The sequence below is a fragment of the Paracoccus acridae genome (genome assembly GCF_014642735.1).
Lineage (GTDB): Bacteria > Pseudomonadota > Alphaproteobacteria > Rhodobacterales > Rhodobacteraceae > Paracoccus > Paracoccus acridae.
Window position 1 is genome coordinate 1 of sequence record NZ_BMIV01000003.1, and the last position, 13,203, is coordinate 13,203.

At 66.1% G+C, this 13,203-nt stretch carries 13 protein-coding genes; 10 read left to right on the forward strand and 3 right to left on the reverse strand.

Annotation, left to right across the window (positions count from 1 at the left end):
• The first annotated feature begins 455 nt into the window (after positions 1 to 455).
• Complete coding sequence (locus IEX25_RS05320) at positions 456 to 776, forward strand: DUF983 domain-containing protein (RefSeq protein ID WP_229665061.1); 321 nt, start codon at positions 456 to 458, stop codon at positions 774 to 776.
• Here the strand turns inward: IEX25_RS05320 and IEX25_RS05325 are convergent.
• Positions 773 to 1,852 carry a PA0069 family radical SAM protein gene (locus IEX25_RS05325; RefSeq protein WP_188714345.1) on the reverse strand — a complete coding sequence of 360 codons (1,080 nt, stop codon included), beginning with the start codon at positions 1,850 to 1,852 and terminating at the stop codon, positions 773 to 775. The genes IEX25_RS05320 and IEX25_RS05325 overlap by 4 nt on opposite strands.
• A 104-nt stretch (positions 1,853 to 1,956) precedes the next feature.
• Here IEX25_RS05325 and yghU point away from each other — a divergent pair, with 104 nt between their 5' ends.
• Entirely contained in the window at positions 1,957 to 2,823 is an 867-nt protein-coding gene (yghU, locus tag IEX25_RS05330; RefSeq protein ID WP_188714346.1) for a glutathione-dependent disulfide-bond oxidoreductase, read from the forward strand.
• Positions 2,824 to 2,956: 133 nt separating this feature from the next.
• On the opposite strand, the gene ilvC is transcribed toward yghU, so the two are convergent.
• Entirely contained in the window at positions 2,957 to 3,979 is a 1,023-nt protein-coding gene (gene ilvC / locus IEX25_RS05335) for a ketol-acid reductoisomerase (protein ID WP_188714347.1), read from the reverse strand.
• 130 nt (positions 3,980 to 4,109) lie between these two features.
• Between ilvC and IEX25_RS05340 the strand changes: the two genes are divergently transcribed.
• The 8 genes from IEX25_RS05340 to IEX25_RS05375 all read left to right on the forward strand — a co-directional run bounded on the left by IEX25_RS05340 (position 4,110) and on the right by IEX25_RS05375 (position 10,659).
• A complete protein-coding gene (locus IEX25_RS05340; RefSeq protein WP_188714628.1) occupies positions 4,110 to 4,565 on the forward strand; it encodes an Lrp/AsnC family transcriptional regulator in 456 nt (151 codons plus the stop codon).
• Positions 4,562 to 5,023, forward strand: a complete 462-nt coding sequence (locus tag IEX25_RS05345) for an Lrp/AsnC family transcriptional regulator (RefSeq protein WP_103173052.1) — start codon at positions 4,562 to 4,564, stop codon at positions 5,021 to 5,023. The genes IEX25_RS05340 and IEX25_RS05345 overlap by 4 nt, the downstream gene beginning before the upstream one ends.
• A gap of 49 nt (positions 5,024 to 5,072) precedes the next feature.
• Positions 5,073 to 6,299, forward strand: a complete 1,227-nt coding sequence (locus IEX25_RS05350) for a glutathionylspermidine synthase family protein (protein WP_188714348.1) — start codon at positions 5,073 to 5,075, stop codon at positions 6,297 to 6,299.
• 12 nt (positions 6,300 to 6,311) lie between these two features.
• Positions 6,312 to 6,890, forward strand: coding sequence for a DUF1190 domain-containing protein (locus IEX25_RS05355; RefSeq protein ID WP_188714349.1), 579 nt, complete (start codon positions 6,312 to 6,314; stop codon positions 6,888 to 6,890).
• A gap of 72 nt (positions 6,891 to 6,962) precedes the next feature.
• Positions 6,963 to 7,868, forward strand: coding sequence for a glycine betaine ABC transporter substrate-binding protein OsmF (gene osmF / locus IEX25_RS05360; RefSeq protein WP_188714350.1), 906 nt, complete (start codon positions 6,963 to 6,965; stop codon positions 7,866 to 7,868).
• A gap of 3 nt (positions 7,869 to 7,871) precedes the next feature.
• Complete coding sequence (locus tag IEX25_RS05365) at positions 7,872 to 9,011, forward strand: ABC transporter permease (RefSeq protein ID WP_188714351.1); 1,140 nt, start codon at positions 7,872 to 7,874, stop codon at positions 9,009 to 9,011.
• Entirely contained in the window at positions 9,008 to 9,928 is a 921-nt protein-coding gene (locus tag IEX25_RS05370) for an ABC transporter ATP-binding protein (RefSeq protein ID WP_188714352.1), read from the forward strand. The genes IEX25_RS05365 and IEX25_RS05370 overlap by 4 nt, the downstream gene beginning before the upstream one ends.
• Positions 9,925 to 10,659 carry an ABC transporter permease gene (locus tag IEX25_RS05375; protein WP_188714353.1) on the forward strand — a complete coding sequence of 245 codons (735 nt, stop codon included), beginning with the start codon at positions 9,925 to 9,927 and terminating at the stop codon, positions 10,657 to 10,659. Before IEX25_RS05370 ends, IEX25_RS05375 begins: the two co-directional genes overlap by 4 nt.
• A gap of 51 nt (positions 10,660 to 10,710) precedes the next feature.
• Here the strand turns inward: IEX25_RS05375 and IEX25_RS05380 are convergent, their stop codons facing one another.
• The gene (locus IEX25_RS05380; RefSeq protein WP_188714354.1) at positions 10,711 to 13,095 is read right to left on the reverse strand and encodes a glycogen/starch/alpha-glucan phosphorylase; all 2,385 of its coding nucleotides are present in this window, start codon (positions 13,093 to 13,095) and stop codon (positions 10,711 to 10,713) included.
• Between the last annotated feature and the right edge of the window lie 108 nt (positions 13,096 to 13,203).

Here is a 13,203-nt window from a genome sequence, read left to right on the forward strand (position 1 = left end):
GGCTCTTTGGACTCTATTGCTTCACCTGATCACGGCGATCATCCGGGGCGAAAGGACCCATCACCGCCATGCAGTGGCCGCCTGAGGAGTTGTTCAGAGCCGACTTCTTACCATTTATCGATTCCCATTGCCCAAATGCGCGGTAGATAAGTTCTGGCAGACGTCACTCAGCCTCACTATAACGCAAAAGGGAAACTTTTTTCCCGCCATTTTTAATTAATTTTTGTTTATTAATGCATTATGTTTCAATTGATGAATATGTCTGCGGGTGACGGAGCATATCAATGGAACATATCCGCTTTGCGGATGTTGTCCGTGCTTCCTATCCTTGTTCCTTCTCGACAATTCCCCTCGTCGCCAAGCCCGGTGTCAGGCAGTCGATCCGGATCCCAACAGCCAGGACCCTGACCATGACTGAAAAACGCGACAGCAAGACTTCCGTTCTTCGGGGTCTGATGAACAAATGCCCCAATTGCGGCGAAGGCCGGTTGCTTCGGGGATATCTGGCAGTGCCCGCCCAGTGCGAGGTCTGCCATGCGCCACTGGGCCGCTATCCTGCGGCGGACGGTCCGGCCTTCTTTGCCATGACCATCATGCTGCTGCTGTTGATCCCGCTGATCGGGTTCACCTGGGTGCTGTTCCGGCCCAGCCCGGGGATGCTGCTGGTCATCACCGGCGTCATCACGACCGTGCTGACCCTGATCCTGCTGCGCTTCGTCAAGGGGGCGTTCATTGGCTATCTTTGGGCCAAGAACGAACAGGATCGCGGCGCCTAGAACAGCGACAGCTGGTCCCCGGCCTTGGGCGGCGGGCCGAAGCGGCTGCAATCCAGGGGCGCGGCGTCCCTGTGATAGCCCAGCCGCCTGCGTGCCAGCCGGAACCGCTGCAAGGCCAGGTCCGCGAAGGTCCCCTGACCCTGGAAGCGGTGGCCGAAGCGGGGATCGTTGTCCTTGCCGCCGCGCATGGCCTGAACCCGGTTCATCACATGCGCTGCCATGCCGGGGCGATGGCGATCCAACCAGTCGCGGAACAGGGGCGCGACCTCCAACGGCAGGCGCAGCGGGATCATGCTGGCGGTGGTGGCGCCTGCTTCGCGCGCGGCCGCCAGGATCGCCTCGATCTCGGGCTCGGTCAGAACGGGGATGACCGGGGCGACCATCACGCGCACCGGCACCCCTGCCCCGGCCAGTTCACGGATCATCCGCAGCCGCGTGGCAGGCGCGGGCGCGCGCGGCTCCATTGCGCGGGCCAGATCGGCGTCCAGCGTCGTGATGCTGATGCCGACCGCCGCCATCCGCTTGGCCGCCAGTTCAGCCCACAAGGCCAGGTCGCGCAGCACGACCTGTCCGCGCGTGACCAGCGTGACCGGATGGCTCCAGTCCGACAGCACCCGCAGGATCCCCGGCATGATCGCCAACTTCGCTTCGATGGGCTGGTAAGGGTCGGTATTGGTGCCAAGCGCGATCGGCGCGGGCCGATAGCCGGGCCGCCCCAATTCGCGGGCCAGCAAGGCGGCGGCATCGAGCTTGGCGGTGATCAGCGTCTCGAAATCCAGGCCCGGCGACAGGCCAAGATATGCATGGGTCGGCCGGGCATAGCAGTAGATGCAGCCATGTTCGCAGCCGCGATAGGGATTGATGGACCGGTCGAAGGAAATGTCGGGCGAGGTGTTGCGCGTGATGATGCTGCGCGGCCGTTCCATCGTGACCTGGGTGCGCAGCAACCGGCTTTCCTCGGGGATGTCCCAGCCGTCGGCTTCGCGGATCCTTTGATGCGGCTCGAACCGGCCGTCGGGGCGGGTATCCGTGCCTCGGGCTTTCAGGCGTTCGTCGGGATCGCGGGGCGGAAGCATGACCGCAAGACTAGAACATTACAGGAACATTTGCCAGCGTTTTTGGTGGTTGATGTTCCCCTTGGCCGCGCCCATCCTGCCCCCATCACAGACAGGAGGCCGTCATGACCGACGACTATACCCCGCCAAAGGTGTGGAGCCAGAAGGGCCAGAACGGAGGCCAGTTCGCCAGCATCAACAAGCCCACCGCCGGGGCGCAGTTCGACCGCGACCTGCCGGTGGGCAGGCATCCCCTGCAGCTTTATTCGCTGGCCACGCCCAACGGCCAGAAGGTCACGATCATGCTGGAGGAGTTGCTGGAGGCGGGCCATGACGCCGAATACGACGCCTGGCTGATCCGCATCGGCGACGGCGACCAGTTCGGCAGCGGCTTCGTGGCCGCAAATCCCAATTCCAAGATCCCCGCAATGATGGACCATTCCGTGACGCCGCCGCGCCGGGTCTTCGAATCCGGGTCCATCCTGGTCTATCTGGCCGAGAGGTTCGGCGCCTTCCTGCCCGCCGATCCCACCGCGCGGACCGAGGCGATGAACTGGCTGTTCTGGCAGATGGGCTCGGCCCCCTTCCTGGGGGGCGGATTCGGGCATTTCTATGCCTATGCGCCGGTCAAGATCGAATATGCCATCGACCGCTATACGATGGAGGCCAAGCGCCAGCTTGACGTGCTGAACCGCCACCTCGCCGACAACCGCTTCATGGCCGGGGAAGACTATTCCATCGCCGACATGGCGATCTGGCCCTGGTACGGGCAGGTCGTGGCAGGCAAGCTGTATGGCGACGCGGCGACCTTCCTGGATGCGGGCATCTATGGCAATGTCCGCCGCTGGCATGACGAGATCGCGGCCCGTCCCGCCGTGCAGCGCGGGATCATGGTCAACAAGACCTCGGGCGAGCCATCGGAACAGTTGTGGGAACGCCATGACGCATCCGATTTCCAGACCCGGACGCAGGACAAGATCGGCACGGATTGAAAAAGGGGGGGCGTTGCCCCCGTCCTTCGGACTCCCCCAGGATATTTTCCACAGAAGATAAGCCGGCCTCATCTTCTGTGTCCAAATATCCTCGGGGGTCTGGGGGCAGACAGCCCCCAGCCTCACTGACGGATCAGTTCCGCGCGCGGTCCACCATCTTGCCCTTGGAGATCCAGGGCATCATCTCGCGCAGCTTCGCGCCGACCTTCTCGATCTGGTGTTCGTCATTGGCGCGGCGCGAGGCCTTCAGCGTCGGCTGGCCCACGGCGTTTTCCAGCATGAAGTCGCGCACGAACTTGCCCTGCTGGATGTCCTGCAGCACCGCCTTCATGCGGGTCTTGGTTTCCTCATAGGGCAGGATGCGCGGGCCGGTGACATACTGGCCGTATTCCGCCGTGTTCGAGATCGAGTAGTCCATGTTGGCGATGCCGCCTTCATAGATCAGGTCCACGATCAGCTTCACCTCGTGCAGGCATTCGAAATAGGCCATCTCGGGCTCATAGCCCGCCTCGACCAAGGTTTCGAAACCGCAGCGGATCAGTTCCACCAAGCCGCCGCACAGGACCGCCTGTTCGCCGAACAGGTCGGTTTCGCATTCCTCGCGGAAGTTGGTCTCGATGATGCCCGAACGGCCGCCGCCGATGGCCGAGCAATAGGACAGCGCCACGTCAAGCGCCTTGCCCGTCGCGTCGTTGTGGACCGCCACCAGGCAGGGAACGCCACCGCCCTTGGTATATTCGCCGCGCACCGTGTGGCCGGGGCCCTTGGGGGCCATCATAATGACATCGACGCCGGGCTTCGGCTCGATCAGGCCGAAATGCACGTTCAGACCGTGAGCAAAGGCGATCGCCGCGCCTTCGCGCAGGTTGTCGTGGACATATTTCCTGTAGGTATCGGCCTGCAGTTCGTCCGGCATGGTGAACATGATCAGGTCGGCCCAGGCGGCCGCCTCGGCGATGCCCATGACCTTCAGGCCCTCGCCTTCGGCCTTCTTGGCCGAGGGGGAACCCTCGCGCAGCGCGACGACCAGGTTCTTGGCGCCCGAATCGCGCAGGTTCAGAGCATGGGCATGGCCTTGGCTGCCATAGCCCAGGATCGCGACCTTTTTGTCCTTGATCAGGTTAACGTCGCAATCGCGATCATAGTAAACGCGCATGGGGATGATCCTTTCATTCTGCTGGAGCCGTTCTAGCCCCCCCGACGCGATGATGCCTGCGCAGCGGATGCAGGGTCAGGCTGATCTTGCGAAAAGATCATGCCGTGATATGGCAATAATCATGAATTTCATGCCCGACAGCACCGACCGCCGCATCCTGCGGCATCTTCTGGCCGAGCCCGAGGCTGCCAATGCCACCCTGGCCGAACGCGCGGGTGTGACATCCGCCGCGCTGTGGCGGCGGCTGGAACGGATGCGCGAGGCGGGCGTCCTGAAGGCCGTGCAGGCGCGGATCGACTGGCGCGCGATGGGTTGGGCGGTCGAGGTGTCCTTGCGCTTCACCCTGGACAAGACCAACCCCCGCGCCTTCGACGAATTCCTGGCAGCCCTGCGCCAGGTGCCCGAAGTGATCGAGATCCAGTCCTTCCTGGGCAGCGTGGACTGGCGGGCATCCGTCATCGCGCGCGACATGGCCCATTGGCAGCAGGTCTATCGCGACCGCATCCTGACCCTGCCCCATATCGCCGAACTGGACGCGCTGATGCTGGTCGCCACCATCAAGGACAGCGGGGAACTGGCGCTGTGACCGATGTGGATGCGACCGACCTGGCGATCCTGCGCGTCCTGGCCACGGATGCCACGCGCAGCGCCGCCGATGTGGGCCGCGCGGTGGGCATCGGGCAGCCCGCCGCCTGGCGGCGCATCAAGCGGCTGACCGACCAGGGCGTGATCGCGGGACGGCGCGTGGTGCTGGACCAGGCGGCGCTTGGCTTTGGCGTCACGGTCTTTCTGGGCATCAAGCTGGCCGCCAAGGGCCGCACCGGCCTGGAGGACTTCGAGCGGGCCGTCACCGCCATCCCCGAGGTGCAGGTGGTCCAGCATGTCCTGGGCCAGTTCGACTATCGCCTGCGCATCACCGCCCGCGACATCAGCGATTTCGAACGCATCCTGCGCCGCCGCATCATGACCCTGCCCGGCGTGGGCCAGGTCGAGGCGAACGTGATGCTGTCCGAGGAACGCAGACCGGGACCCCTTGGCGCCTGAGGCGCGTTTCGTCTGGCCCCGCCCCTTATCCCGCGCTACAGATCCGCTCATGCAAAAGATCACCCTTCCCGAACGGTCCAACTGGCGCGACACCGCGCGCGAGGTGGGATTTACCTTCGCCGACATGCATGGCGAGCCTTATTGGGACGAAAGCTCGGCATACCGGTTCACGCTGCGCCAGATCGAGGACGACATCGAGGAACCCTCGACCGACCTGCACAATATGTGCCGCGACGCGGTGGCCGAGATCGTGCAAAGCCAGGAGATGATGGAGCGTCTGGGCATCCCCGACCAGCACCGCGACCTGGTGGCCGACAGCTGGCGCCGCAACGAGCCCGAGATTTATGGCCGGCTGGACCTGGCCTATGACGGGACGGGTCCGGCGAAGCTGCTGGAATACAACGCCGACACGCCGACCTCGCTTTACGAAAGCGCATCCTTCCAGTGGCAGTGGCTGGAAGACCAGTTGGCGGCAGGCGTGCTGCCGGAGGGCGCGGACCAGTTCAATGGCATCCACGAGGCGCTTGTGGAACGCTTCCGCGCCTTGTTCCCCAAGAACACCGACATCCACTTCACCGCGATGGCCGACAACCCCGAGGATTACGCCACCGTCGAGGCCATGGCCTGGGCCGCGCGCGAAGCCGGGATGGGCGCGCATTACAGCGACCTGGACAAGCTGGGCGTCAGCAAGCAGGGCCAGTTCGTCGATGCCGAGGATCGGGTGATCGGCACGCTGTTCAAGCTGTATCCCTGGGAAGACCTGCTGCGCGACGATTACGCGCGCCATATCGCAGGATCTGGCTGCCTGTTCCTGGAACCGGCCTGGAAGGCGCTTGTGTCGAACAAGGGCATCTTGCCCGTGCTGTGGCAGATGTTCGAGGGCCACCCAAACCTGCTGCCCGCTTTCTTCGCCGATGACGTGGCCGACGCGCTTGTGGCGGGGGGCCGCCCGGTGCCTGCAGTGGCGAGCGCCTTCGACAAGGTGGCGGAGCAGTTCAAGCGCGGCCATGTGGTCAAGCCGATCTTTTCGCGCGAAGGCGCGGGTGTCAGCATCGTCGAGGCTGGCGATGTGACCGAGGCGTCCCCAAATACCGATTATGACCAGCATCCGCGCATCGTGCAGGCCTATGCGCCCTTGCCCGACTTCGACGGCTTCAAGCCGATCGTCGGCGCCTGGATCGTGGGGGATGCCTGCGTGGGCATGGGCCTGCGAGAGGATCGGGCCCGCATCACGCAGGACCTGTCGCGCTTCAAGCCGCATTTCATCGCGGACTAAAGGGGGAAAGACATGAGGAAACGTTCCAGAGCCGTTGCCCTGACCATCCTTGGCGCCGCCAGCTTCGCCATCGCCGGCTGCCGCGAGGAACAGGTGGACGCGCAGGCCTTTCCCGACCTGAACGCCTGCCTTGCCGCTGCGGATGAAGGCGGGCTGTTCACCGCCGACGAATGCCGCCAGTCCTTTGCCGAAGCCGAACAGCTTCATGTCGAATCCGCGCCCCGATACGACAGCCTGCAGGTCTGCGAGGAACAGCACGGCGTCGGCAATTGCGGATCGGAAGACCAGCAGGTCTCGAACGGCGGGTCGGGCAGCATTTTCATGCCGCTGCTGGCGGGTTACCTGATCGGGTCGATGCTGGGGAGCGCGGGCATGTCGCGGTCCCAGCCGATGTATCGCACCCCCCAGGGCGGCTATACCAACGCCGCGCGGACCAGCACGTTTTCCAGCAATACCGGCCGGGCTGCGCTGAACAGCAACCAGTTCGCCCGCCCCGCCGCGACCGCAGGTCAGCCGCCGATGTCGCGGGCGACCGCCGCCTCGCGCGGGGGGTTCGGATCAAGCGCGGGCAGCCGGTCCTTTGGCGGTTGACCCATTGCGGATTTACGTGAACCTTGACCCATTCGGGGCGTTCGCCCCTGTTCCCATGTCAGGAGTTCCAGCATGTCCCGTCTTGCCCCGCTTGCCGTCACCCTGCTGATGGCGGCAACGCCGCTTGCCGCGCAGGATATCGTCGTATCCTCGAAGATCGACACCGAGGGCGGGCTGCTGGGCAACATGATCCTGCTGGCGCTGCGGGACGCGGGCCTGCCGGTCCAGGACCGGCTGCAACTGGGCGGCACGCCGATCATGCGCGACGCCATCGTGGCGGGTCAGATCGACATCTATCCCGAATACACCGCCAATGGCGCCTTCTTCTTCAACGAGGCCGACAGCCCGGTCTGGAAGGATGCGGCCCAGGGCTATGCCCGCGTGGCGGAACTGGACAAGGAACAGAACGACATCGTCTGGCTGACGCCCTCGCCGGCCAACAACACCTGGGCCATCGCCCTGCGCCAGGAAGTGGCCGAGGAAAACGGCCTGACCACCATGACCCAGATGGGCGAATGGATCGCCGGCGGGGGCCAGGTGAAACTGGCGGCTTCCAGCGAATTCGTGACCTCGCCCGCGGCCCTGCCGGCCTTCCAGGAAACCTATGGCTTCACCTTGACGCCCGACCAGCTTGTGCAGCTTGCGGGCGGCGACACGGCGGCGACCATCGCGGCGGCGGCGCAGCAGACGTCGGGCGTGAACGCGGCGATGGTCTATGGCACCGACGGCGCCATTGCCGAGGCCGGGCTGCTGGTGATGGAGGACGACAAGGCTGTCCAGCCGGTTTACCAGCCCGCCCCCATCGTCCGCGCGTCGGTGCTGGAGGCCCATCCCCAGATCGCCGAGGTGCTGGAACCGATCTTCACCTCCCTGACCCTGCAAACGCTGCAGACGCTGAACGGCCGCATCCAGATCGGCGGAGAGCCTGCGGCGGCAGTGGCCGAGGATTACCTGACCCAGGCGGGCTTCCTGGACTGATCCATGCCCCGGCTGTGGCCCCCGGCCGTCCTGTTCGCCATGATCGGGCTGGCGGGTCTGGCCCTGCCCCTGGTCCAGTTCAAGGCAAACCGCATCGTGCCGGGCGAAGGGGTGGGATTGGCCGCCCTGCCCCATGGTCCCTGGGTCATGCTGGGCCTTGGCGCCGCTCTGGTCCTGGCCTGCCCTGACCGCTGGCCTGCGGTGGCACGTCTGGCATCGGCGGTCGCGGGGCTGATCGCTGCAACGCTGATGCTGGGGATGGCGGCGTCCCATCTGCCGCCGGCGGGCAACAGCCTGGCGCGGGTCGCCCCGGCATCGGGCTTCTGGCTTCTGGTTCTTGCCTTCGGGCTGATGGTGGCCGATGCGGTGAACCGGCTTCGCCCTTCGCTGGCGCTGCGATGGGTGATGCTGGCGGGGGCGGTGGCGCTGGCGGCCGGGATCCTGGCATCCGGCCTGCTGGATGGCGTGTCGGTGATGCGCGAATACGCCACCCGCCGCGACCTGTTCGGGCGCGAGGCGCAGGCCCATCTGGCGCTTGCCTTCGGATCGCTTGGCCTTGCGCTGCTGGCGGGCATCCCCCTGGGCATCGCGATCTTTCAGGTGCGGCGCTGGCGCGGCCCGGTCCTGGGGGTGCTGAACATCCTGCAGACCATCCCGTCGCTGGCGCTGTTCGGGATGATGATCCCGGTCCTGGGCTGGGTTGCGGCCACCGTTCCCGGCGCGACGCAGGCGGGCGTGTCGGGCATCGGCACCTTCCCCGCATTGGTCGCGCTGTTTCTGTATTCGCTGCTGCCGGTGGTGTCGAACACGCTGGCCGGCCTGTCGGGCGTGCCGGCCCCCACCCGGGAAGCGGCGGTGGGCCTGGGCATGACCCGCGCGCAGGTCATGGCGCAGGTGCTGCTGCCGCTGGCCCTGCCGGTGCTGTTGGCCGCCGTGCGGATCGTGCTGGTCCAGAACATCGGCCTTGCGGTCATTGCGGGGCTGATCGGCGGGGGCGGCTTCGGCACCTTCGTCTTCCAGGGGCTTGGCCAGACCGCCATGGACCTGGTGCTGCTGGGCGCGCTGCCCACCATCGCCCTGGCACTGGTGGCGGGAATCGCGCTGGATCTGCTGGTGCAGGGAACGCGCCGGGGGGCAGCATGATCGAGATCCGGCACCTCACGCGGGTCTATGACGGGGTTCCGGTGGTTAACGACGTCAGCCTGACGATCGGGACGGGGGAACTTGCGGTGCTGGTCGGCACCTCGGGGTCGGGCAAGACAACGCTGCTGCGGATGATCAACCGGCTGGTCCAGCCAACGTCGGGCCAGGTTCTGGTCGAGGGCGTGGACACCGCCACCCTGCCCGCCCATCTGCTGCGCCGCCGCATCGGCTATGCCATCCAGGGCCACGGGCTGTTTCCGCACCGCACGGTCGCGCAGAACATCGCCACCGTGCCGCGCCTGCTGGGCTGGCCGCGCGCCCGGATCGACGCCCGCGTGGACGAATTGCTGGCCTTGTTCCAACTGGACCCGGCCACCTTCCGCAACCGGATGCCGCACCAGTTGTCGGGGGGTCAGGCACAGCGCGTGGGCGTGGCCCGCGCCCTTGCCGCCAAGCCGGATCTGCTGCTGATGGACGAGCCCTTCGGCGCGCTCGACCCGCTGATCCGCGCCAAGGCCCAGGCGGATCTGCGCGCGATCCAGCAAAAGCTGGGCACGACGCTGATCCTTGTCACCCACGACATGCAAGAGGCCGTGGATCTGGGCGACCGGATCGCCGTCATGGACGGGGGGCGGCTGCTGCAATACGACCACCCGGCCCGCATCCTGACCCAGCCGGCCGCGCCCTTCGTCCGCGACCTGATCGGCGCGACCGATCGGCCGCTGCGACTGCTGTCGCTGAAGACGGTCGGCGATCTGGCGCAGCCCGGCGATGCGGAAGGCCCCGCCATCCCGCCCGAGGCGACCTTGCACGATGCCCTTGCCGAATGCCTGTGGACCGGGCGCACCGCCCTGCCAGTCCAGGGGGGCGGGATCGTGACGCTGGACGCGCTGCGCGCCGAGGCAAGGCCGCGATGATCCGCCGCATCCTGCCGGCTTTGGCAGGCTTGGCGCTGCTGGCATTCTTGATCTCGCCCGGCAGCTTCGCCCCGCTTTTCCAGCCCTTCACCCGCAACAATGCGCCCGCCATCTATACCCAGACCAGCCTGCTGTCGCTGACCCTGTCGCATCTTGCGATCGTGGCCTTGGCGGTCGCGGCCTCGACCGTCGCGGGGCTGGTGCTGGCGATCCTGGTGACGCGCGGGGCGGGGCGCGAATTCCTGCCGCTCGCACGCACCGTCACCGCCGTGGGCCAGACCTTTCCTCCGGTCGCGGTGCTGGCGCTGGCAGTGCCGGTCCTGGGCTTCGGCACCGGCCCGACGCTGGTGGCGCTGTTTCTCTACGGGCTGCTGCCGGTCTTTGAAAACGCGCTTGCCGGGCTGTCGAACCAGCCCGCGCCCGTGGCCGAGGCGGCGCGGGCGATGGGCCTGACGCCCCGCCAGCGGCTGTGGCAGATCGACCTGCCGCTGGCCTTGCCGCTGCTTCTGGCCGGGATGCGCCTGACGGCGGTGATTTCCCTGGGAACGGCGACCATCGGATCGACGGTGGCGGCGCGCACCCTGGGCGAGGTGATCATCGCCGGGCTTTTGTCATCGAACACCGCCTTCGTGCTGCAGGGCGGGCTGGTCGTGGGCATCCTGGCGGTGCTGATCCATCACGCGTTCCAGGCGGCCGAGGTCCGGGCCAGGCGGCGGATGGGGCTGGACTAGCCCCCCGGGGACGGCTTCCGGCCGCGCGTCCCGATCCTGCCACCCGGCCGACTAGATCGCCACCGGCACGACATTCCAGATGTCGGCCATGTATCCCCGGATCGTGCGGTCGGATGAAAAGAAGCCCGACCGCGCGATGTTCAGGCAAGCCATCCGGTCCCAGGTTGCGCTGTCGCGATAGGCGGCGTCGATGCGGCGCTGCGTGGCGAAATAATCGTCAAAGTCGCTGGCCACCAGGAAGGGATCGTCGTTCCAGGTCCGGTCCAGCAGGCTGTAATAGGACTCGGCCCGGCCGAACCGGCCTTCCGATATCAGGTGCAGCGCATCCTTCAAGTCCTGGCTTCTCTCGATGGCGCGACGGGCATGGCCGGGCGTTGCGGCTTCTTGCGCGGCCTCGTCCGCCTTCAGGCCGAACAGGAAGAAGTTCTCGGCGCCGACAAGGTCGCGGATTTCCACATTCGCGCCGTCCAGCGTGCCGATGGTCAGCGCGCCGTTCATGGTGAACTTCATGTTGCCGGTGCCCGAGGCTTCCTTGCCTGCCGTGCTGATCTGTTCGGACAGGTCGGCCGCTGGGATCAGATCCTCAGCCATCGAGACGTTGTAGTTCGGCGGATAGGCGATCTGCAGATAGCGCCGGGTGACGGGGTCGTTGTTGATGGTCGCCGCCACGTCGTTGATCAGGTGGATGACCGACTTGGCCAGCCAGTATCCCGGCGCGGCCTTCCCGCCGAAGACCTTGACCCGAGGCGTCCAGTCGCCGTTCGGATCGTCGTGGATCCGCTTCCACAGGGCGATGGCTTCCAGGATGTTCAGAAGCTGGCGCTTGTATTCATGGATGCGCTTGACCTGGATGTCGAAGATCGCGTCCGGGTCGGCCTTGACGCCCAGATCGGCCAGAAGCCCGTCGGCCAGCCAGACCTTGTTGGCGCGCTTGACCTGTCCCAGGGCCTCGCGGAAGGCGCCGTCCCCGGCATGGGGTTCAAGCCCGCGCAACTGTTCCAGGTCGGTGGTCCAGCCGTCCCCGATCGTGTCGTCCAGAAGCCGGGCCAGGCCGGGGTTCGACATGCGCAGCCAGCGGCGCGGGGTGACGCCGTTGGTCTGGTTCACGATCCGGTCGGGATGCAGGCGGTGCAGGTCGGCAAAGACCGTGTCCTTGACCAGGTCGGTATGCAGCGCCGACACGCCGTTCACCTTGCTCGCCATGATGAAGGCCAGTTCCCCCATCCGCACCTGATCGTGCTGGACGATGCCGACATCCGCAGGCCGTCCGCTGGACGCACGGTGGTCGTCGTCGATCATCTGGATGATCTGCATGTGGCGCGGCAGCACGCCGCCCAAAAGCCAGGTGGACCAGCGTTCCAGCGCCTCGGGCATGAGGGTGTGGTTGGTATAGTTCAGCGTCCGGCGCGCCAGATCCTGCGCCTCGCCGAAGGGCAGGCCGTGGTCGTCCATCAGGATGCGGATCAGCTCCGGTCCGGCGATTGCCGGATGGGTGTCGTTCAACTGCATCGCGACCTTGTCGGGCAGCAGCCGCAGATCGCCATGTTCCTGCATGAAGCGCCGCAGGATATCCTGCAGAGAGGCCGAGGTCAGGAAATATTCCTGCTTCAGCCGCAGTTCCTTGCCCGCGTCGGTCGTGTCGTCGGGATAAAGCACGCGCGACAGGGTGCGCGCCAAGGCCTCGGGTTCCGCCGCCGCGGTGTGGTCGCCCGCATTGAAGCGGTGCAGGTCCAGAAGGGTCGTCGGATGCGACCCCCACAGGCGCAGCGTATTGGCCCAGGTGCCGCCCCATCCCACGACCGGCGTGTCATAGGCCCGTGCGATCACGCTTTCGCCCGGATGCCAGACGGCGCGGCCATCCACGGTTTCCACATGGCCCTTGAAGCCCACGGTATAGCTGTAGTCGATCTTGACGAATTCCCAGGGATGGGGCTGGTTCAGCCAATCCTCGGGCGTTTCGACCTGCTGGCCGCCTTCGAACCGCTGCCGGAACAGCCCGTGTTCATAGCGGATGCCATAGCCGAAGGCCGGGCAGTTGAGCGAGGAGAGCGATTCCATGAAGCAGGCGGCAAGCCGCCCCAGCCCGCCATTGCCAAGCGCCGCGTCCGGTTCGTTGTCCAGGATCTGCTGCTGGTCGAGGCCCAGCATCGCCAGCGCCTCCTCCATCGGTTTTTCCAGGCGCAGGTTGATGATCGCATCGCCCAGCATCCGCCCGATCAGGAATTCCATCGACAGATAGCAGACCCGCTTTGCCCCCTGGTCGCGCGCGGCGCGGAAGGCATCCACCCAGGTGCCCGCCGTCAGGTCGCGCACGGTATAGCTGACGGCCATCCGCCAGTCGAAGGTCGTGGCGAATTCCGCCCCGCGCCCCTGGCTGTGGGTCAGGTGATGAAGGATCTGGTCGCGCAGGGCCAGGGCCGTAGGTGGGTTTTTCAAGATCGAACCTCGCTGGGGAGGGGAAGGGAATCAGGTGTCGCGCCGCCGAAGGGCCAGAATACCGGGCAGGGGTTGATTTTCTGTTGCCAGCTTTCCGGCCGGTTGAAA

Coding starts and splice junctions, on each gene's coding strand:
- IEX25_RS05355 (WP_188714349.1), top strand. CDS start 6,312: ATGAGGAAACGTTCCAGAGCCGTTGCCCTGACCATCCTTGGCGCCGCC.
- yghU (WP_188714346.1), top strand. CDS start 1,957: ATGACCGACGACTATACCCCGCCAAAGGTGTGGAGCCAGAAGGGCCAG.
- osmF (WP_188714350.1), top strand. CDS start 6,963: ATGTCCCGTCTTGCCCCGCTTGCCGTCACCCTGCTGATGGCGGCAACG.
- IEX25_RS05370 (WP_188714352.1), top strand. CDS start 9,008: ATGATCGAGATCCGGCACCTCACGCGGGTCTATGACGGGGTTCCGGTG.
- IEX25_RS05375 (WP_188714353.1), top strand. CDS start 9,925: ATGATCCGCCGCATCCTGCCGGCTTTGGCAGGCTTGGCGCTGCTGGCA.
- IEX25_RS05365 (WP_188714351.1), top strand. CDS start 7,872: ATGCCCCGGCTGTGGCCCCCGGCCGTCCTGTTCGCCATGATCGGGCTG.
- IEX25_RS05320 (WP_229665061.1), top strand. CDS start 456: ATGAACAAATGCCCCAATTGCGGCGAAGGCCGGTTGCTTCGGGGATAT.
- ilvC (WP_188714347.1), bottom strand. CDS start 3,979: ATGCGCGTTTACTATGATCGCGATTGCGACGTTAACCTGATCAAGGAC.
- IEX25_RS05325 (WP_188714345.1), bottom strand. CDS start 1,852: ATGCTTCCGCCCCGCGATCCCGACGAACGCCTGAAAGCCCGAGGCACG.
- IEX25_RS05350 (WP_188714348.1), top strand. CDS start 5,073: ATGCAAAAGATCACCCTTCCCGAACGGTCCAACTGGCGCGACACCGCG.
- IEX25_RS05340 (WP_188714628.1), top strand. CDS start 4,110: ATGCCCGACAGCACCGACCGCCGCATCCTGCGGCATCTTCTGGCCGAG.